17 protein-coding genes, 1 tRNA gene and 1 pseudogene are annotated in these 20,947 nt (G+C 60.5%); 15 read left to right on the top strand and 4 right to left on the bottom strand.

What is annotated here, in order from left to right; genetic code table 11:
* Window positions 1-893: pseudogene (locus ABN482_RS07255) on the top strand (IS3 family transposase); the annotation flags it as partial.
* Window positions 894-1,213: 320 nt separating this feature from the next.
* Here ABN482_RS07255 and ABN482_RS07250 read toward each other — a convergent pair.
* The 3 genes from ABN482_RS07250 to ABN482_RS07240 form a co-directional block, all read right to left on the bottom strand.
* Entirely contained in the window at window positions 1,214-2,629 is a 1,416-nt protein-coding gene (locus tag ABN482_RS07250; protein WP_349503354.1) for an SIR2 family protein, read from the bottom strand.
* A gap of 133 nt (window positions 2,630-2,762) precedes the next feature.
* Window positions 2,763-3,014, bottom strand: a complete 252-nt coding sequence (locus ABN482_RS07245) for a chromosome segregation protein ParM (protein ID WP_349503353.1) — start codon at window positions 3,012-3,014, stop codon at window positions 2,763-2,765.
* A gap of 814 nt (window positions 3,015-3,828) precedes the next feature.
* Window positions 3,829-3,913: transfer RNA gene (locus ABN482_RS07240), tRNA-Leu, on the bottom strand.
* Window positions 3,914-4,118: 205 nt separating this feature from the next.
* Between ABN482_RS07240 and ABN482_RS07235 the strand changes: the two genes are divergently transcribed.
* From ABN482_RS07235 to ABN482_RS07195, 9 genes are all read left to right on the top strand, one after another.
* Window positions 4,119-4,649 carry a sigma-70 family RNA polymerase sigma factor gene (locus ABN482_RS07235; protein WP_349503352.1) on the top strand — a complete coding sequence of 177 codons (531 nt, stop codon included), beginning with the start codon at window positions 4,119-4,121 and terminating at the stop codon, window positions 4,647-4,649.
* A 50-nt stretch (window positions 4,650-4,699) separates the two neighbouring features.
* Window positions 4,700-5,710, top strand: a complete 1,011-nt coding sequence (locus ABN482_RS07230) for a FecR domain-containing protein (protein WP_349503351.1) — start codon at window positions 4,700-4,702, stop codon at window positions 5,708-5,710.
* 111 nt (window positions 5,711-5,821) lie between these two features.
* Window positions 5,822-8,284, top strand: a complete 2,463-nt coding sequence (locus tag ABN482_RS07225) for a TonB-dependent siderophore receptor (RefSeq protein ID WP_349503350.1) — start codon at window positions 5,822-5,824, stop codon at window positions 8,282-8,284.
* 143 nt (window positions 8,285-8,427) lie between these two features.
* A complete protein-coding gene (locus ABN482_RS07220) occupies window positions 8,428-8,679 on the top strand; it encodes an AbrB/MazE/SpoVT family DNA-binding domain-containing protein (RefSeq protein ID WP_109061290.1) in 252 nt (83 codons plus the stop codon).
* Complete coding sequence (locus ABN482_RS07215) at window positions 8,673-9,089, top strand: type II toxin-antitoxin system PemK/MazF family toxin (RefSeq protein ID WP_349503349.1); 417 nt, start codon at window positions 8,673-8,675, stop codon at window positions 9,087-9,089. Before ABN482_RS07220 ends, ABN482_RS07215 begins: the two co-directional genes overlap by 7 nt.
* 106 nt (window positions 9,090-9,195) lie before the next feature.
* On the top strand, window positions 9,196-11,097 hold the full coding sequence (htpG, locus tag ABN482_RS07210; RefSeq protein WP_349503348.1) for a molecular chaperone HtpG: 1,902 nt from the start codon (window positions 9,196-9,198) through the stop codon (window positions 11,095-11,097).
* A gap of 126 nt (window positions 11,098-11,223) precedes the next feature.
* A complete protein-coding gene (locus tag ABN482_RS07205; RefSeq protein ID WP_349503347.1) occupies window positions 11,224-11,598 on the top strand; it encodes a DUF6547 family protein in 375 nt (124 codons plus the stop codon).
* Between the two features lie 109 nt (window positions 11,599-11,707).
* Complete coding sequence (locus ABN482_RS07200) at window positions 11,708-12,397, top strand: response regulator (RefSeq protein WP_349503346.1); 690 nt, start codon at window positions 11,708-11,710, stop codon at window positions 12,395-12,397.
* Between the two features lie 74 nt (window positions 12,398-12,471).
* A complete protein-coding gene (locus ABN482_RS07195; protein WP_349503345.1) occupies window positions 12,472-14,226 on the top strand; it encodes a sensor histidine kinase in 1,755 nt (584 codons plus the stop codon).
* A 37-nt stretch (window positions 14,227-14,263) separates the two neighbouring features.
* On the opposite strand, the gene ABN482_RS07190 is transcribed toward ABN482_RS07195, so the two are convergent.
* The gene (locus tag ABN482_RS07190; RefSeq protein WP_349503344.1) at window positions 14,264-15,175 is read right to left on the bottom strand and encodes a LysR family transcriptional regulator; all 912 of its coding nucleotides are present in this window, start codon (window positions 15,173-15,175) and stop codon (window positions 14,264-14,266) included.
* A 140-nt stretch (window positions 15,176-15,315) separates the two neighbouring features.
* Here ABN482_RS07190 and ABN482_RS07185 point away from each other — a divergent pair, with 140 nt between their 5' ends.
* Genes ABN482_RS07185 through ABN482_RS07165 form a run of 5 tightly spaced genes read left to right on the top strand, consistent with a single transcriptional unit; the run spans window position 15,316 to window position 20,914 of the window.
* Window positions 15,316-16,944 (top strand): ABC transporter substrate-binding protein, encoded by a 1,629-nt coding sequence (locus ABN482_RS07185; protein WP_349503343.1) that lies wholly within the window; start codon window positions 15,316-15,318, stop codon window positions 16,942-16,944.
* A gap of 46 nt (window positions 16,945-16,990) precedes the next feature.
* Window positions 16,991-17,968, top strand: coding sequence for an ABC transporter permease (locus ABN482_RS07180; protein ID WP_349503342.1), 978 nt, complete (start codon window positions 16,991-16,993; stop codon window positions 17,966-17,968).
* A complete protein-coding gene (locus ABN482_RS07175; RefSeq protein WP_349503341.1) occupies window positions 17,968-18,921 on the top strand; it encodes an ABC transporter permease in 954 nt (317 codons plus the stop codon). Before ABN482_RS07180 ends, ABN482_RS07175 begins: the two co-directional genes overlap by 1 nt.
* Window positions 18,921-19,913, top strand: coding sequence for an ABC transporter ATP-binding protein (locus tag ABN482_RS07170; RefSeq protein ID WP_349503340.1), 993 nt, complete (start codon window positions 18,921-18,923; stop codon window positions 19,911-19,913). The genes ABN482_RS07175 and ABN482_RS07170 overlap by 1 nt, the downstream gene beginning before the upstream one ends.
* On the top strand, window positions 19,910-20,914 hold the full coding sequence (locus ABN482_RS07165; protein WP_349503339.1) for an ABC transporter ATP-binding protein: 1,005 nt from the start codon (window positions 19,910-19,912) through the stop codon (window positions 20,912-20,914). The genes ABN482_RS07170 and ABN482_RS07165 overlap by 4 nt, the downstream gene beginning before the upstream one ends.
* Window positions 20,915-20,947: the final 33 nt, after the last annotated feature.

The following is a 20,947-nucleotide window of genomic DNA, read 5'->3' as shown; positions in this document are numbered from 1 at the left end:
CTGCGCAAGATGTACGTCGAAGAGAAACTCAAAGCCGAGCTGCGTGCGGAGGCTCTCGAAAAAAAGTGGTGAAGCCATCTCGCCGCCGCGAGATGGCCCAACACGCAGTGCAGGAGCACAGAGCCTCAGTCCGTTTGGCCTGTGAGACGTTTGGCATCAGCCAGACCTGCTATCGCTATGAAGGCAAGCACCGGACTGAGAACGACGAGATTGCCCAGTGGCTGCTGCGCCTGACGGACAACCACCGCAACTGGGGATTTGGGCTGTGCTATCTGTATCTACGCAATTTGAAGGGGTTCGGTTGGAATCACAAACGGGTCTACCGCATCTACCGGGAGTTGGAGTTGAACCTGCGGATCAAACCACGCAAACGCCTGGTACGCCAAGTGCCTGAGCCGCTGACGGTGCCTACGGCCATGAATCACGTTTGGTCGATGGATTTCATGCATGACCAACTGACCGATGGACGTAGCATTCGACTATTCAATGTAATCGATGACTTTAACCGCGAGGCACTGGGCATTGAAGTCGACTTCTCCTTGCCCTCGGAGCAGGTTATCCGTGCGTTAAAACAGATCGTTGCCTGGCGTGGCAAGCCCTTGGCGATTCGTTGTGACAATGGTCCGGAATACCTCAGTTCAGCAATCACCGAATGGACGCGCCGGTGGGGTATCAAGCTGGAGTACATCCAACCAGGCAAGCCGCAACAGAATGCCTACATCGAGCGGTTTAACCGGACGGTACGCTACGAATGGCTGTCCCAATATCACTGGGAAGATCTGGATCAGGTCCAGCGTGCAGCGACAGAATGGATGTGGTCTTACAATCATGAACGCCCAAACATGGCACTGGACGGATATACCCCTAAACAGCGGCTGGCCATGGCCGTATAGCATTCCTACTTCTGGAAATCGCTAAATATGGGGGGATTACCCTGTTAGCTTTCTCCTTAGTCCACCCGGTCGAGCAAGATTGTGGCTTACGGGCTGAGTCCAGTTCGCTTTTTTATTTATGAAGGGATTTGGGAGTGCTTTTCCTATAATTTTTGAAAGCGTGGCAGAGGAAAATATAGGTGGAAGCTCGCGCGGCAGATAGCCCTTGGTGCAAAGTTTCTTTAGCATTTATGCTTCCAGAATGGCTGGCTGGCCGAATATTTTCAGTTGCATGTTTGAATTCGGTCGCCGCTCGGTGGGCTGTTTTTTTTAAAACCCATTTATCTTTTGGCCGCGACGTCTTTTTCTATATCAATCGCACCGATGTCTATCTCGCATTCTTCCCCATTAATTACCTTGCGGAATAGGTCAACTGCTGCATCTGTATAACGATGCGTAAGCTGAGGGGATTTGTGCCCTAGCTTAATAGCTATGTGATACTTGTTGTCTGTTGAGGTTATATCGAACCCGGTCTCGTCTTTGATGTGATTTATGATTTTCCGAACCTCATGCCATGTGTCGTAACCTAGCTTTTGACCGACCCCCGTTGCTGCGTACTTATAGTCGAGGTTGACTTTGGATGGGTCTGCTAGTGAGGTGACGCCGAATAATTTGGCAAAGCTTTCGCCAGATTCAACGGCGTGTTCTAACTGCTCAAAATTTATCTCAATGTTCTTTTTTGGAATATCAGATCGAATCAGTTCCACTGAGCGCGCCATTAACGCGCGCAAGAGTTTGGTATTGATCTTTTCAAGGTCTCCAGCTTGACCAAACGCTTGGAAAACCCAATCAAAAGAAGCCGCACTGATACTTTTTATTCGAATATTGATATCTGGAGCTACAGAAATAACGCGTTCCCGAGCGGGGTACGATGCTTCTGCTATAGACTCGTCCCATTGCAGGATATAAATATTTGGAATTAAATCGGTTGTCGCCGAACGTACCATACGATGCACGTCGTAAAGAATTGCCTTGATATTAGGATCGTCGGCACGATATCCGATGAAGATGAGAGGATGCTCAATGAAGTACGTCAGAAGTTTAGCGCTCAGGTACTTATGATCCTCTTCAAAGCGCTGGTAATCCGCCTCGTTGAACACGAGTGAATGTGGTGATGTCCGGCACCCATGAATTTTAAATATCTCACCAATCGCTAGGTAGCCCTTTCTCATGATTTGCTGCCCAACGATGACATCGTAATCAGGGAAAAGCGGCTCAATTACTTGGTCATAATTTGTGGTAATGATTGCATGCGCACTTATGTTCTTTAAGGCTTCTATTTCAGAGGCGAGTTTCGCGTCGTCGTGAGAGCCGTCGGCGTTAGGCCCGAGATTCTCTAGTATTACGGCAATCGAGTGTTTTATGAAAATATCTGCTGGTGCACTAGCAATAAAATACTCTGATGGAAACTTGGATTTTCCTTTACCCCATGCCCATTCGCGATATGCATCTGTGAATATTGAGCCAATCCTTTTTAAATCCCCATTGTATGTTTGCTTGTAGTAGACGAAGTCTTTATCAATCAGGGGGCATTGCTCTGCAAGAGTAGCTAATAGCTCTTCCCAGTTAGGTCCGCCCGCATAGCGCTTAGAAAACCCTGAGCCGACGAATAAGATGGGTTGGCATTCAGCATCAGCCAATACTTTTTCTATATCGGCAGTTACGTCTGACTGATATTTTTCATAATTGGCCGGCATGATTTGAACATCTCCCTTAATGCGTAGTAGCAGCGGACCTTAATTGATCTAGGTAATTTGAGAACTATCGGATGTGCATTTCCGACGCATGTGTGTACTACCGAAACCGGCGACAGCCTATCCTACACTAGCTTCAACCACCTATATTTTCTTCATCATGACTAAGCTTTTGGGCTTGCCAAGGCACTACGCGGTTGCACAAATACTTCGAGGTCATTGTCCCCGTTGATGAACCGTTGAGCATGTTTTCATCTGCTGCGCTGAGCGAGAACCCTTCCAAGCCGACTAATGAGCGTGCGTAATTGACGGCCGCTACACGCCGGTCGCGCTCAGCACCGGATATCGTTTTAGTTAGTTCCGTTTCGCGCGAACCCATCTCAGCCATGGTTGTCTCCCGTGCTTTAGATAACGTTATTTTACAAGGTGTGGGATTTTTTGGTGATTTGTAGGGAAAACCAGCAAATAAGACTTCACGCAGAAATTGTCTTGTTTTTCTGCCTATCAATAGGTTTTCCCGATTAACAGCTATACGGGCTTCCCGTTGGTGAGCGTACTTCCCAAAGAAGCTTTGCCTCTCTGGACTCTCCACCCTCGCCGGCGGGAGCCTCGGGGGCAGGGGTTACGGGCCGATGGCCCTGAACACCTACCCCCCCGGGCGCAGCGTGTGGGTACTCCTGACGCATCAAGGGGCCGTGTCCTCGCCCATAGGGCTGCGGGCCGCACCAACCCTTGACCCGTCATCCGCGCTGTCTATGGCGCAATTCGGTATGCGTGTGGTGATTCTGGCTGGAAGAGGTGTCAAGGGCGGGACCGAAGGCCGCAGCCCGAAGCAAAGCGTAGGGAACGGGTGAGGATGCCGGGCGTAGCCCTTACCCTTGACGCGTCTGGAGGCCATGCAGCTTCTCGGCAAGGGGTAGGAACAAGGCAAAGCCGTTGTGCCTGCCCCTGCAGCCAGTCCGGCAGAACGGACGCGGGCTGCAACCGAAGAGGTTGCCCAGGAAGCGCAGAGAGATGTGCGACGACAAAAGAAATGGCCCCGCCGATGGCGAGGCCGATGCAGATGTATAAGTGTTCCGCAGTGGGGCTAGCGCCGCATCACTGTACCGAAACTGTACCTGACCACTTTCTCAAGAAATTCTCTGGTATGGGGCTTGTGCTGAAAACACTTCCAAGCTGTTGATTTTTAAGAAGTTTTTGAATGGTGCCCGAGGCCGGAATCGAACCGGCACGCCTTGCGGCGGGGGATTTTGAGTCCCCTGCGTCTACCAATTTCACCACTCGGGCGAGTCTGTCGCGGTCCCTGCTGATCACATGGACCGGATGGTGAAGCGCAACGCCGTATGGCGCAACGCAAGCCGATAATTATACCCGAACTCACCGCCTCGCGAACAGCGCACCCAGCCCGCCCCCAAAACCGCCTATAATCAAGAACAGTTTTCAATATCTTTGCTATTTCAGCAGACAGACCGGCCCGCCACATCCCGTGTCCATGATCGCAGACAGCCCTTCTCCCAACGCCATGCCTACCGCGCCCCGGCAGGCTGTGCAGCGCATCTACGCCGAGCACCACGCCTGGCTGTACGGCTGGCTGCGCCGCAAGCTGGGCGATGCGCACGATGCGGCCGATCTGGCCCAGGACACATTCGAGCGATTGCTGCGCAGCCGCGATACCGCCCCCATCCTTGAACCCCGCGCCTACCTGACTACCATCGCACAGCGGCTGGTGATCGGTCGGGCACGTCGCACGGCGCTGGAGCAGGCCTATGCCGAGGCGCTGGCGCTGATGCCGGCGCAGCATGCGCCCTCGCCCGAACAGCACCTGCAGGTGCTGCAGACGCTGGAGGCACTGCTGGATATGCTCGACGGCCTGCCGCTCAAGTGCCGCAATGTCTTCATCCTTGCGCAGGTGCAGGGGATGTCGTATACAGACATTGGCGCGCAGCTTGGCATGACGCGCAATGCCGTACAGAAATCCCTGGCACGCGCACTGGCGCACTGCTACGTGGTCCTCTACGGCTGATTGCCACCTCTCACGCCGCCCCGAACCTTCTGTCCGACGCCCAGCCGCCCATGCGCAAACCGCCGATATTCCGACGAGTCCGACCCGACGCCGCGCAGATTCCGCCCGAGGTCATTGCCGCCGCAGCCGACTGGCTGGTACGGCTGCGTGAAGCGCCCAGCCCCGCCGATGTCGAGGCCTGCACGCTCTGGCGCCAGAGCCATCCCCATCATGAGCTTGCCTGGCAGCGCATGGCGGCGCTGGGCGAGCAGATCCATGACCGGACGGCCTCGTTCGGCCAACTGGCCGGGCATGCCCTGCGCCACCCGCAACTGGGCCGACCCAGCCGTCGCCAGGCACTCAAGGTACTGGCGACAGGCGGCCTGGTCGGTCTGGTGACCTGGCAGGGCTATGTCCATCCGGCGCGTCGGCGCTGGGTGGCGGACTACCGTACCCGCCCGGGCGAACAGCGCCGCATCGCGCTGGCCGATGGCGGCGAACTGTTGCTCAATACGGCCAGTGCCGTGGATATCCGCTACAGCAGCGACCAGCGTCTGGTGGTGCTGCAGGCCGGCGAGGTCATGATCCGCACCGCCCCCGACCGGCAGAACCGGCCATTCGTGCTGCAAACCCGGGCCGGTGCCATTACGCCGGTGGGCACGCGCTTTATCGTGCGCGACATGGATGCCCGCACGCCGGTCATTGCCGTCAGCGTGCAGGAAGGTGCCGTCGAGCTGCATCCGGTCGATGCGCCCGCCAGCCATACCCGTGTCGAGGCAGGCCAGCAGGCACAACTGACCTTCGACAGCGTGGAGATGCTCGACGCCCCTATTGCAGGCGCAGACAGTTGGACCCGCGGCATGCTGGTGGCAGACCAGATGCCGCTGGGCGAATTCATTGCCGAACTGGGCCGCTATCGCAGCGGCGTGCTGCGCTGCCAGCCCGAACTGGCCCACTTGCCCGTGACTGGCGCATTTCCCCTGGCCGACACGGATCGCACGCTGGCCATGCTGGCCGAGGTGCTGCCCATCGAGATCCGCCGCACCACGGGCTGGTGGGTCCGCGTTGCGGCCAAAACGTAAAATTTGTAACTCATCCGGCGTTTCCATCGATTCCAGGCGTCAAGCCTCATGACTGCACCCGAGGGCCCCGGCGTGCGCCTCATGAACTTTTGATCCTGGAATCCTGACGCCATGCGCCGTACTCCCCTACCGAACGCCTTTACCCTGCGCAGCCTGGTGCTGGCACTCAGCCTGAGTGCCATCCACGGCATGCTGCCACCGCCTGCGTACGCCCAGCCGGCCACACCGCAGACTGACAGTGATCACCAGGCACAGATCGATTTCTCGATTCCGGCAGGCAGCCTGGGCACGGCCATCGGGCAATTCGGCCTGCAGGCGGGCATTCCCATCCGTGCCGACGCCGAATTGATTCAGGGTCTGACTACCCCAGGCCTGGAAGGGCGTTACACCCCGACTGCGGGCCTGCAGCACTTGCTATCCGGCTCCCGGCTGGAAGCCATACCCAGCCCGCAAGGCGGTTTCATCCTGCAATCGATACGAACCCAAGCTGGCATGCAGACGCTGGACACCATCACCGTCAGAGGCTCGGGCAGTGCCACTACGGAAGGTACGCAGTCGTATATGTCCGACACCATCAGCATCGGCAAGGGTGACCGAACACTGCGCGAAATCCCCCAGGCTGTCTCTGTGATCACTCGCCAGCGCATCGAAGACCAGAACATCACGGACATCCACGAGGCCCTGCAGAATGCACCCGGTGTCACCCTGATTTCAAATGAGCCAGGCGGGCATGCTTATTCACGCGGCTTTTTCATCGACAGCTATCAGTTCGACGGCGTGCCGCTGGAGCGGCAACTGTATGCACGCGGCTCATCCTTCAACAGCGACATGGCGATTTATGACCGCGTCGAAATTCTGCGCGGTGCGCAAGGCCTTTTCGAAGGAGCCGGCAATCCATCGGGCTCGATCAATCTGGTCCGCAAGCGCCCCACACATGAACGCCAGGCCATTTTGAGCACGGCAATCGGCTCGTGGGATACCGGCAGTGTGCAAGCCGATCTGGGCGGTCCTCTGAACGCCAACGGCACCGTACGCGGCCGCCTGGTTGCCCACTATGGCAAGGCCAACTCGTTTCGCGACTACCTGAACGCCAGGGAACGGACGCTGTATGCCGCCCTGGACATTGATCTGGGGCCGGCCACGACGCTGGGCCTCGGCTTCAGCAGCGAAAAGCCCTACGGCAGGATGGACTGGCAAGGCCTGCCCAACTATCCCGACGGCAGCATGCCCGACTATGGCAGAAGCACCAATCTCAGTACCCCCTGGAGTCGCCGCAGCAAGGCACAGGACACCTACTACCTGGACCTCGGACACCGCTTCAACGAGGACTGGGCGTTCAAACTGTCGACAGTCAAGGTCGATGAGTTCAACGATCAGAAATACCTGCTGCGGCGCTACCGCACCGGAACGCCGACCTCCATCCACGGCGATGTCTATTACTTCGACATGCACTCCAGCACGGTCGGTGCCGATGCCTATCTCGATGGCAAAACCACCCTTTTCGGGCGTGCGCTTCGACTCACGGCCGGAGCCAACTTCTCGCACCAATCGAGCAAGGATCTGTGGGGATGGAAGCGCGACATAGAACTGTTCGGCAGCGATTATTTCGGGGTCTCCACCATCCCGGAACCCAGCGCTGCGGAAATTCTGGCAGCCAATCGCATGGACGACGGCTACCGCTCGCGCAAACATGGCATGTATATGGCCGCAGACTATGCGCTGACCGATCGACTGAACATGATTCTGGGCGGGCGACTGTCGTCTTTCAACCAGACCTACACGTCCGACGGTGCCTGGGGCCTGTCGGAAACCAACGCCAGCATCAGCAACGAATTCACGGCTTTCGCCGGCCTGAGCCATGCGCTTGATGCGCAATGGTCCGTCTATGGCAACTACGCCGAGATATTTCTCCCGCAAAGCCAGCGCGACGTCACAGGTGCCTTCCTGACCCCCATCACCGGACGCAATTACGAGGTCGGCATCAAGGGAGACATCCTTGAGGGACGCGCCCTTGCCAGCTTTGCCCTGTTTCGCACAGAGCAGCACAACATCGCCTTCGAGGATGACGCCGTCTCTGAAACGGTTGCCAATGTGCAATGCGGTGGAACCTGCTATCGCTCGTCGGCCAACGTTCGCAGCCAGGGCTTCGAAGCAGAAATCAACGGCGAAGTCCTGCGCGGCATGCAACTCTCCGCCTCCTATACCTATACGTCAGTCAAGTACCTGGGGGACACACCTGGAGTCGGCTACAACATCTCGGCCAATACCGGCCTGCCGCGCCACATTCTGCGTCTGTGGGCAAATTACCGCCTGCCGGGAGAGTGGCATCGTCTGTCGGTCGGCGGGGGCATGAATGTACAGAGTCGCGCGGCCGGCTTCGGCTACAACGGCCGCATACAGGGAGGTTACACCGTGCTGAACGCCCGGCTCGCATACCAGTTCACCCCTGCATTCTCGGCTGCGCTGAACATCGACAACCTGACCGACAAGCGTTATTTCAGTTCAACCAGCTACAGCCACAACTTCTACGGTGCGCCACGCAACTGGATGCTGACACTGCGCTATCAGATGTAAGGCATGCGGCATGGGACAAAAACGTCCCGTCTCCCGCCAGCCACGAGCATGCCCGGCTTACAGTGGATGTCCATTGCTTTGGGCATTCACCATGTATATACTTTATTTAAACATTTTGCATGCAATGAAGCCGGGAGTCGACGATGGAAACCGAGCAGGATATCAAGCGCTGGGGCAACAACCTGGGGGTCAGGCTGCCTGCGGCCATCGCGCGGTCGGCCCGGTTGCAGGCCGACCAGCGGGTACGCATCTGTGTCGAGGGCGACAGCATCATCATCACCCCCATTCGCGATACGCAGCCCACGCTGGCGCAACGCCTGGCCCGCTACGACCCATCGCGTCACGATGGCGAAACGATGGTGACAGACCGGCCACTGGGCGCAGAGCAATGGTAAGCCGCGCAGCGCCCCCCGCAGGCGGGCGTACCGACAGGCAGGCCGAGCCATCCTGGGTTCCCGAACGCCAGGACATCATCTGGATCGACTGCAATCCGCAAGCCGGTCGTGAAATGCGGGACATGCACCCCTTTCTCGTACTATCCCCCCAGGCCTTCAATGCCCGTACCTCGCTGGTCGTCGGACTGCCCATGAGCACAGCGGCCTGCAACGCAGACCATCCCTTTGCCATCGAGGTCGGCACCGCCACCGGGCGCAAGGCCGGACAGGCCAGCTACGTACTGTGCCATCAGCCCAAATCATTCGACTGGCGGGCACGCCGGGCCAACCCGCATCCCGCAGGGCGCGCGCCGGACGGCCAGTTCGCCCAGGTGCTGGCCGTGCTCAACCAGATCATCCAACTGGCCTGAGCCTTTCTGCTGCTCTGAACCCGCGCGGCACCTCTTGAACTTCGCCACACCATCCCCATATGGATCGGGTTACGTCTTTGATCAACCTACCAACCCGATCCATACCATGACAGACTCAAGCACACAGTCCGCCGAAACCCTGGGCTTTCAGGCCGAGGTCAAGCAGTTGCTGCACCTGATGATCCACTCGCTGTACAGCAACAAGGAAATTTTCCTGCGCGAGCTGGTCTCCAATGCGTCGGATGCCTGCGACAAACTGCGCTTCGAAGCCCTGGACAAGCCCGAGCTGCTCGAGGGCGGCGAAGAGCTGGCGATCACCATCGATTACGACAAGGATGCCCGCACCCTCACCATTTCCGACAACGGCATCGGCCTGTCGCGTGAAGAGGCCGTGGCCAACCTGGGCACCATCGCCCGTTCAGGCACGCGAGAGTTCTTCTCGCAACTGACCGGCGACAAGCAAAAGGATGCGCAACTGATCGGCCAGTTCGGTGTCGGTTTCTATTCGTCTTTCATCGTGGCCGACAAGGTCACCGTTATCAGCCGCCGCGCCGGGTTGCCGGCCGACCAGGGCGTGCGCTGGGAGTCCGACGGCCAGGGTGAGTTCACCATCGCCCAGGCCGACAAGGCTACCCGTGGCTCCGACATCATCCTGCACCTGCGCGCCGACGAGGACGAACTGCTCAGCGGCTGGAAGCTGCGCGAAATCCTGCGCCGCTACTCCGACCATATTTCCCTGCCGGTGCGCATGCACAAGGAAGAATGGGACAGCGACAAGTCCGAACAGGTCAAGACCGCCGAGCTGGAAAGCGTCAACCAGGCCAGCGCCCTGTGGACCCGCAGCAAGTCGGACATCACCGACGAGCAGTACAAGGAATTTTACAAGCACGTCTCGCACGACTTCGAAGACCCGCTGGCCTGGACCCACAACCGCGTCGAGGGCCGCAGCGAGTACACGCAATTGCTGTACATCCCCAAGCGCGCCCCCTTCGACCTGTGGGATCGCGATGCCAAGCGCGGCGTCAAGCTGTACGTGCGTCGCGTCTTCATCATGGATGATGCCGAGCAACTGCTCCCCAACTACCTGCGCTTTGTGCGCGGCGTGATCGACTCTGCCGACCTGCCGCTCAATGTGTCCCGCGAGATCCTGCAGGAAAGCCGCGACGTGCGCGCCATCCGCGAAGGCTCGACCAAGCGCATCCTGTCGCTGCTGGAAGACCTGGCGGAAAACCGTGCCGAAGACTATGCACTCTTCTGGGCGGCCTTTGGCCAGGTGCTGAAAGAAGGTACCGGCGAAGACTTCGCCAACCAGGAACGCATCGCCAAGCTGCTGCGCTTTGCCTCCACCCACAGCGAGGATGCCACGCAGGCCGTGTCGTTGGCCGACTACGTGGGCCGCATGAAGGAAGGCCAGGACAAGATCTACTACGTCACCGCCGACAGCCATGCCGCCGCGCTGGCCAGCCCGCACCTCGAAGTCTTCCGCAAGAAGGGCATCGAAGTCCTGCTGCTGTCCGACCGCGTGGACGAGTGGATGCTGTCCTACCTGCGTGAATTCGACGGCAAGTCGCTGGTGTCGGTCGCCAAGGGTGGCCTGGAGCTGGACGATCTGGCCGACGAAGAGGAAAAGAAGCGCCGCGCCGAAGTGGCCGAGCAGTTCAAGCCGCTGGTCGAGCGTCTGCAGAAAGCCCTGGAAGCCCGTGTCAAGGAAGTGCGCACCAGTTCGCGCCTGGTCGATTCCCCCGCCTGCATCGTGGTGGGTGAAAACGAACTGAGCCCGCACCTGCAACGCATGCTGCAGGCGGCTGGTCAGAGCGCCCCCGACATCAAGCCGACGCTGGAAATCAACCCGGATCACGCCCTGCTGGCGCGCATCCAGGCGGCTTCCGACGATCAGTTCGACGAGTGGGCCAACGTGCTGCTGGATCAGGCCCTGCTGGTCGAAGGCAATGCCCTGCCGGATGCCGCCGGGTTCGTGCAACGGTTGAACAAGCTGCTGCTGCAATAGGCTTGTAGCATCGTCAGGCTGTAATACTGTGAGACAGCCCAACGGATTATGAGTCCGTAGGGCTGTTTTCTTATAATCGGTGCCTCAGCCTCACGCCATCGTCGCGACACCCGGACATTTACCTTCATGCCAGGCACTGCCCCCATCCCTGTCTATCAAGCCATTATTGACGAACTGGTTGATGAGACACGACTCCACAGCCCGCTTGCCAAACGCGTTGCGACAGATGATTTCTTGCCGGTGGCCAGGGAAGATGGTGCCATCAACAAACTCGTGCCCTCACTCACGCAAGAACAGCGGATCTGGTTGTCCGAGCTGTTAATGCAAGAACGAAGCAGCGCCATTCACGACACGCTGTCTGTTCTGTCCTGGTGGATCGAGTGCCGGGACGTCACATTGACCGTCAATGGCAACGCATTGCCTGCGGACCTGAGCGGCATGGGCATGCAGGGTGACTATATCGGCAGAGTGGATGGCTGGACGTGGCCTGACGAAACCTGACAGTCGTGGCATGCTGGATGCAGCAATCACATAAAACTACCTATTTTCGGTGATAGCAACCACCGACATTCCATGACACACTAGCCGTTCATCCGTCTTTTGTGCCGCCATGACTGCTCTGCCCTCCTCTGCCGATCCTCTGCTGCCCGCCCCCGTCCTGGTAGTGGAAGACGATCCGTCGATGCAGCAGCGTCTGGCTGCCATCCTTCGCAGCCTGGGCTACCCTGACGATGCCGTGACCTTTACGGCCGATCTGGCGCAGGCCCATCGGCATATCGCGGAGCATCCCCTGTCGGTGGCACTGGTGGACATCGGCCTGCCCGATGGCAGCGGCATCGACCTGATCCATACCCTGCATGCCGCCGATCCCTGCCTGTGCATCCTGGTGATTTCCGCCTGGAGCACCGAAGACATCATCCTCGGCGCGCTCGGCGCGGGTGCCACTGGCTATGTACTCAAGGAGCGCGACGATCTGGAAGTAACGCTGTCGATCCGCAGCGTGCTGCGCGGCGGTGCGCCCATCGATCCGTTCATCGCGCGCCGCATCCTCAAGCTGCTGCCAGTCACCCCGCAACCCAGGGAAGATACGCCGCCCCCGCCATCCGGTGTGCTCAGCACCCGCGAATCAGAAATTCTCGAACTGGTTTCCCAGGGCCTGTCCAATCGGGAAATCGCGGAGCATCTGGTCATCTCCCGCTATACCGTCGAATGCCACATCAAGCATACTTATCGCAAGCTGGCCGTCTCATCGCGTACCCGCGCCGTGAACGAGGCACGCCTGCGCGGTTTGCTGCCCTGATCCTGATGTGGCTTGGCCTGTGCCTGCCGATGCTGGTACAGGCTGCATGCCAACCTCAGATCACGCAGGTCAGCATGGCCCCCGAACAGACCGGCGACGGGCAGCGCCCGGCAGGGGGCTGGCAGTCTGTCACGCTCCCGGACCTGTGGCAAAGGCACTGGCCGGGCTTTGACGGGCCAGTCTGGTATCGCGTGGACTGGCAGACCGCCTGCCCCGCACAGACCGTCGCACTGCATGTCAGCAGCATGGCGATGGCAGGTCAGGTGTTCCTGAACGATACCCTGCTCTGGCAGGATGCACATCTTGCCGAACCGATGTCCCGCAGTTGGAACGTGCCGCGCCAGTGGCTGCTGCCCGCTGCTGCGCTGGACGACCACAATACCCTGTGGTTTCGCATTGCAGCTCCGGCGCATCTGTCACCCGGCTTGGGCTCGGTGGTGCTGGGTACGCAGGCACAGATCGATGTCCTCCACCAGGAGCAGACACGGCAGCGTGACTTTTATGCATTCAACATGACCGTTTCGCTGGTGTTGGCAGGCCTGTTCCTGGTGTTCTGGCTTTTGCGCCGCAGCGAACGGGCCTTTGGCTGGTTTGCCCTGGCCTCGCTGCTCTGGTCGGCGACACTGAGCAACATACTGGTCACCACGCCCTGGCCCTTTGACAACAGTACCACCTGGGCACGCTGGAATATTGTTGCACTCACTGCCTATTGCTGTGCATTCTGCATGTTCACCTGGTCGTTCGGCAATATCCACGCACCACGACTGGCCCGGGCACTGTGGGGGCTTTCAGGGATCGTGGTGCTGGCATTGCTGTTGATACCGGCAGATTACCTGTACGACGCCTCGGCCGTTGTCGCCCTGGTCTACGCCATTGTCTTCTGTGCCAACTGCCTGCAATTCATCATCCATGCCTGGCGTACCCGAGAGCCCAATCAGTGGCTGTTTGCTGCCTGCCTGGCACTGTTCGTGCTGATCGCTGTCCACGACGTGCTGGTACATCATGGCCTGATCGCGACCCCCCGCAACTATGGCCCCATTTCCGCGCCCATCATATCCATCTGCCTGTTCCTGATTCTGGCCTGGCGCTATGCCGGCAATCTACGGCGCATCGAAACATTCAACGAAGAATTGCAGACGGCCGTACAACAGACTCGCGTAGAACTCACCCAGACCCTGCAACGCGAACACCAGCTCGAAGCCGATAACATCCGGCTCAATGAACGCCTGCGCATGACGCACGACCTGCATGACAGTCTCGGCAGTTCGCTGATGCGCTCGATGGCCGTTGTCAACCAATCCCGGCAGTTGGGAGGCGAACAATTCCTGTCGATATTGCGGGAGTTGCGCACCGACCTGCGCCATGTGATCGATGGCAGTTCCGACAGCATGGCGCTGGCGCAAGGCACACCAGCGGAATGGATCGCACCGCTGCGTCGCCGCTTCACCAGCCTGTTCGACGATCTCGGTCTGGTTTCGCACTGGGCTTTGCCAGTTGAATGGCCGATACATCTGTCGTCGGCGCAGTTGCTGGGATTGACCCGATTCATTGAGGAAGCGCTCACGAACGTTCTCAAGCACAGCCAGGCCTCACACCTGAACGTGACCCTGCAGGGCACGTCCGAAGGAAACGGCCTGCAATTGACGATCGAAGACGATGGCCGTGGCTTTGACGTGGAACAGGCCCGCCACACAGGCATCGGCATGCAGAGCATGCACCGCCGCATAGAACGAATCAACGGTACCCTGAGCATGGCGTCGTCACCGGGAGCCACCCGGCTATCGGCCAGCATCCGCCCGGATCCGCCTCCGGCGGCACAGCCAGGTTGAGTGCCGAACCGCCTTTTCCCTTACTGTCCAGCCGGCATCACGTCGGTTCGGCCTGCCGCTTGGCCTCCAGATCCTGCACGATCAGATCAATGAACTCACGGATCGCCGGCGGCAACAACCTGTCTTTCATCAACTGCACCTGGATGCTGCGCGAATGCATTTCGGCATCGGTGACCGGCACCGCCACCAGGTCATTGCGCACCAGTCGGTCCGCCATCGACACATAGCTGGCAAACAGGATGCCCTGGCTATTGCGCACATAGGCGTGCAACGCTTCGGCATAGTTGCTGTTGAGTACCGGCTCGATGGCCAGGCCACTCATGTTGCAGGCCATGTCAAACAGCTTGCGGGTCGAGGTGGTCGTGTCGGTCAGGGCAATCGGATAGGCCTTGAGTTCGGTCAGCGACAGGCGCGGCCGGCCCGCCAGCGGATGATCGCGGTGCATGATGGCCAGGGCCGGCGAACGATGCGCATAGTGCACCACCACGTTGGACACAGGGCGCGTGCTGAAGGTAATCGCCATGTCCGACTCGCCGGCCGCTACCCGCTCGGACGCAGCCACCGCGCCCCCCACCCATAGTGCAAACGTCGTGCCCGAGCGCAGCCGCTGGAAATCGGCAATCGCCTTGGGCACCATTTCATTGGCCAGCCCCTGCGAGCAGGCGATGCGGATATGGCTCTGTTCCATACCCTGCAGGCGCGCGATTTCCTGCAGCGTAGCTTCGGTTTCGAGCGTCTGGCGCTGGGCATGCGACAGCAGCAACCGGCCCGATGCGGTCAGCGTCATGCCGCGCACGCCGCGCTCGAACAGGGGTGCCCCCACGCGCTGTTCCAGTTGGGAGATCTGCCGGCTGATCGCCGAAATCGCGACCTCCAGGCTTTCGGAAGCCGCGCTCAGGCTGCCGCGCTGGGCGACTTCGACGAAGTATTTGAAGGCTAGGCTTTGCATATTCACTTTCCAATAAAAGCAAATAGATTGCTAAATATTCCAATTATATAGAAAACCCTAATTGTTCCCTATCCGTACAGACCCCTAGAATCTGCCCCACACCATCAGGTCCGATCCACCGACACGAAAAGAGGCATTCCATGACCCTGACCCGTCTGACTCCCGCCGCCACCTGCGTGGCCCTGCTGACGGCAGCACTGAGCACGGCCGCATCCGCCCAGACCCTCAAGATCGGCCTGGCAGCCGAACCGACCGCCGTCGATCCCCACTATCACCAGACCACGCCCAACGAGGCGTTGCTGATGCATATTTTCGAGCCGCTGGTTGCGATGAACCCGGATATGCAAATGCAACCGGCTCTGGCTGCGTCGTGGCAACCGCTGGACGACACGACCTGGGAATTCAAGCTGGACCCCGCCGCCAGGTTCTCCAATGGCGAGCCCTTTACCGCCAATGACGTGATCTTCACGTTCTGCCGCATTCTCAACAATGAAACCGCCATCGGCGGTGGCTCCACCAACGTGGCGCGACGCATCATCGGCATCGACGCACCGGATGCACACACCGTGCATCTCAAGACGGCCTCGCCCTATCCCGTGCTGCCCAATGAACTGGCCCGCATCCCGATGATCTGGAGTGGTATGGCCCAGTTCGAGAACCTGACCTACGAACCGGCCAAGGGCTGCGGCGTGACCAGCGCCTGGCCGACCGTGACCGATTTCAATACCGGCAACCTGGTAGTCGGCACCGGTCCCTACAAGCTCAAGTCGTACGTCAAGGGTGCCGGCATCGCGCTTGAGCGCAACGATGCCTACTGGGGCAAGACACCGGCCCCCTGGAGCGAAGTGCGCATGACCGCCGTGCCTTCGGCCGGCCCGCGTCTGACCGGCCTGCTCTCGGGTGACTTCGACCTGATCGAAAATCCGGCCGCCCGTGACCTCAAGCGCATCACCGACAGCGGCTTCGAATACACCACCAAGCCGTCGGTGCGCATCATGTTCTTCCAGCTGGATGTGGGCCGTGCGCCCAGCCCCTTCGTCAAGTCGCCCAAGGGTGCCGACGACAATCCGCTGCAAGATGCCCGCGTGCGCCAGGCCCTGTCGATGGCCATCGACCGCAAGGCCATTGTGGACCGCATCATGGATGGTGTCGCCACGCCCGCCAACCAGTACCTGCCCGAAGGCATGTTCGGCTCCCTCGTCGGCGCACCGGCCCTGGAATACAACCCGACCCGTGCCAAGGAACTGCTGGCAGAGGCCGGCTACCCCAACGGCTTCGAGCTGACGCTGTCCTCGACCAACAACCGCTACATCAACGATGCCCAGGTCACCCAGGCCGTGGCGCAGTACCTGGCCCGCATCGGCGTCAAGACCCAGGTCGACACCATGACCAGCTCGGTGTATTTCCCGCGCCGTGCCCGCCAGGAATTCAGTGCAGCGCTGGGCGGCTGGGGCTCCGAGACCGGCGAGGCCAGCAACTTCATCCAGTACTGGGTCACCACGCGCAACCCTGAACTGGGTGTGGGCAGCAGCAACTACGGCAGCTACTCCAACCCCGAAGTGGACAAGCCCTACCTGGAAGCCATCCGCACGCTGGATGACGCCCGCCGCAGCGAACTGCTGCAGGACAGCGTGAAGCTGGCCCTGGAAGACATGGCCAACATCCCGCTGCACTTCGAAAGCGGTGTCTGGGCCTTCCGCAAGGGTCTGGCCTACGACGGTCGTGCCGACCAGCGTACGGTTGCCACTGCAGCCCGTCCGGTCGAGTAAGCCCCGTTACAGCAATACCTGAGTACTGGTCCAACAGGAGTACGCATTGTCTGTCTTTATCCTGCGCAGATTGCTGCAAAGCCTGTTCGTATTGCTGGCCGTGTCGCTCGTCGTGTTCTTTGCCGTGTATGCGGTGGGGGACCCGATCGAGCTGCTGGTCAGCCCGGACGCAGGCCAGGCCGAACGCGCGGCGTTGATCGCCCGCCTCGGCCTGGATCTGCCGATCTGGCAACAATACGGACATTTCCTCTGGCGCGCCCTGCATGGCGACCTCGGTGTCTCCTTCGTGCATGGCGTACCGGCCATCGAGCTGATCCTCTCGCGTTTTCCGGCAACGCTCGAACTGGTCATCGTCGCCATTCTGCTGACCTGTACGATCGGTATTCCGCTTGGCCTGGTCGCCGGCCTGTATCGCGAGCGCTACCTGGGTCGCGGCATCATGGCCAGCTCGGTACTGGGCTTTTCCCTGCCCAATTTCTGGCAGGGCATGGTCTTCATCCTGCTGTTCTCGGTCTGGCTTGGCTGGCTGCCCGCCTCCGGGCGCGGCCCGACCGTGAACGTGCTGGGTATCCCGTTAAGCATTTTCACGGCCGAAGGCTGGTCGCACCTCATCCTGCCCGCCGTCAACCTGGCCGTGGCCAACATCGCGCTGGTACTGCGCATGACTGCATCCGGCGTGGCCGAGGCGCAGAGTCAGGACTACGTGCGCTTTGCGCGCGCCAAGGGCATCCGTCCGGGCCGCATCGTGCGCCGTCACATCCTGCGCAATATCATGATTCCGGTCGTCACCGTGATCGGCATGGAGTTTGGCACGCTGATCGCCTATTCGACCATTACCGAAACGGTGTTCTCCTGGCCCGGCATGGGCAAGCTGCTGATCGATAGCGTCTACCAGCTCGACCGCCCCGTGGTCGTGGCCTATGTGATGCTGGTCACGCTGCTGTTCGTCCTGATCAACCTGATCGTGGATGTCCTGTATGCCGTGCTGGACCCCCGTGTGCAACTGACGGAGCAGAGTCACTGATGAATACCCCACACTCCACCCCGCCTGCACGAGATGACGCAGCGGCCACGTCGGCCGTGCCCATCGAACGCGTCAAGCCGCTGCTGGAAACGCCCCAGCGTCGCAGCATCCTGCGCCGCCTGCACGCCCGCCCCACCGTACGCGGCTCGCTGCTGGCGCTGGTCCTGCTGATCGGTGCCATTCTGATCGCCCCGTTCTTCGCCCCGCAGGATCCCTATGACCTGCTGGCCCTCAACATCATGGACGGCCGCCTGCCGCCCGGCTCGGAGCACATGGACGGCTGGACCTACTGGCTGGGCACCGACTCGCAGGGCCGCGATATGCTGAGCGCCATACTCTATGGCCTGCGCATCAGCCTGATGGTCGGCCTGACCGCCGTGCTGCTGTCGACCCTGATCGGTTCGGTCGCCGGCCTGCTGGCCGCCTACAAGGGCGGCTGGGTCGATACCCTGCTGATGCGCCTGGTCGATTTCATTCTCGGCTTCCCGACCATCCTGGTGGCGCTGGTGCTGCTGGCCGTACTCGGCCGGGGCGTCGACAAGGTGATTCTTGCGCTGGTGATCGTGCAGTGGGCACACTATGCCCGCATCATGCGCGGCCGCGCCCTGCAGGAACGCCGCAAGGAATACATCGAAGCGGCACAGAACCTGGGCTTTCCGACCTGGCGCATCATGCTGGTCCACCTGCTGCCCAACTGCATGGGGCCGATCATGGTGTTCGCCACCATCCAGATCGCCACGGCCATCGTGCTCGAGGCCACCCTGTCTTTCCTGGGGGTCGGCGTGCCGATCACCGAGCCCTCGCTGGGCCTGCTGATCGCCAGCGGCTTCGAATACCTGCTGTCCGGTGATTACTGGATCAGCATGTTCCCCGGTATCGCACTGCTGCTGCTGATCCTGTCCATCAACATCGTGGGTGACCGCCTGCGTACCAGCCTGGATCCCCGCCACTGATGACTACCGATACTCCCCTGCTCGATGTGCGCAGCCTGCAGACCGCATTCCATACCGAGGCCGGTGCCTGGCTGGCCGTCGATGGCGTGGACCTGACCGTGGCGCGTGGTGAAATCGTCGGCCTGGTCGGCGAGTCCGGCTCCGGCAAGTCCGTGACCGGCTTCTCGTTGCTGGGTCTGATCGACCCACCCGGCGAAGTGGTCGGCGGACAGGTGCTGTTCAACGGCACGGACCTGCGCTCGCTGGACGAGGAGTCGCTGCGCAAGCTGCGCGGCGACCGCATCGCCATGATCTTCCAGGATCCGCTGATGACGCTCAACCCGGTGCTGCGCGTCAAGGAACAGATGATGGAGGCCATCCTGACCCATCATCCCCGCACGTCCCGGCGCGAAGCCGAGACCCGCTGCCTGGAAGCGCTGGCCATGGTCGGCATCCCCGCACCCGAAAAGCGCCTGGACAACTATCCGCATGAATTCTCGGGCGGCATGCGCCAGCGCGTGGCGATTGCCATCGCCATGCTCAACCATCCCGAACTGATCATTGCCGACGAGCCGACCACGGCGCTGGATGTCACCATCCAGGGCCAGATCCTGTACCAGATGCAGAAGCTGTGCCGCCAGAACGATACGGCCATGATCTGGATCACCCATGACCTGGGTGTCGTGGCCGAGCTGGCCGACAAGGTGGCCGTCATGTATGCCGGCCGCATCGTCGAATACGGCCCGGTCTCCGAAGTCCTGGCCGCACCGCGCCATCCCTACACCCAGGGCCTGCTGCAATCGATGCCGGGTGCAGCCGCGCCCGGCAGCCGCCTGAACCAGATCGATGGCATGGCCCCCACCCTGACCGGACGCGAGGCCGGCTGTACGTTCCGGCCCCGCTGCCCGCATGCCGGGCCGGAATGCGCACGCGCCGTCCCTGACCGCACCGATGCCGGCGAGCGCTATTTCCGCTGCTACCGGCCGATCGCCCTCGCCCAGGAGCAAGCATGACGACGGAATACGTGATCGACATCCGCAACCTGCGCAAGCAGTTCGGCAAGAAACCGGATATCGCCCAGCGCCTGCTCGGCCTGGCGGGCCGCAAGGTCGAATCGCCTACGGTGCATGCCGTCAACGACGTCAATCTGGCCATCGCCAAGGGCGAAGTGGTCGGGCTGGTCGGCGAGTCGGGCTGCGGCAAATCCACCCTCGGGCGCATGGCCGCCGGCCTGATCCGCCCCTCGGCCGGCAGCATTCACTACCAGGGCAAGGACATCGCCACGCTGCGCGGCAAGGCGCGTCTGGACTATATCCTGGGCGTACAGATGATCTTCCAGGATCCGCAGGCGTCGCTCAATCCCAAGCAGCGCCTGCACCAGATCCTGGGCGAAGCGCTCAAGGTACACGGACTGGCTCCGGCCAGCGAGATCCCGGGCCGGGTCGATGCCGCGCTGGCCGAAGTCGGCCTCGAGCGCGACTATCGCAACCGCTTCCCGCACCAGATCTCGGGCGGCCAGCGCCAGCGCATCGGCATCGCCCGCGCCCTGATGGTGCAGCCATCCTTTCTGGTCTGCGATGAGCCGGTCGCGGCGCTCGATGTCTCGATCCAGGCGCAGGTCATCAACCTGTTCATGGACCTGCGCGACCGCCACGGCTTTACCTACCTGTTCATCAGCCATGACCTGGGCGTGGTGCGGCACATCTCCGACCGCGTTGCCATCATGTACCTGGGCCGCATCGTCGAGATCGCTGCCGCTGCCGATATTTTCAGCCGTGCCGCGCACCCCTACACGCAGGCCCTGCTGGCCGAGATGCCCGACGTACAGCGGCAAAAACGCGTCTTCACCCCCATCAAGGGGGAAATCCCGTCGCCCCTGAATCCGCCCTCGGGCTGTACTTTCCATCCGCGCTGCCCGCACGCCACGGCACGCTGCAAGGAAGAAGCCCCTGTCCTGCAGGACATCGGCACCGGCCACCAGGCCGCCTGCCATTTGCTGACCCACCCAGCCTAGTCCCTGAGTCCCCTCCCGTTACCAGATACAGAA

The sequence above is a fragment of the Corticimicrobacter sp. genome, from assembly GCF_040137905.1.
Lineage (GTDB): Bacteria > Pseudomonadota > Gammaproteobacteria > Burkholderiales > Burkholderiaceae_B > Corticimicrobacter.
This window is presented reverse-complemented; position numbering and strand designations above follow the sequence as displayed.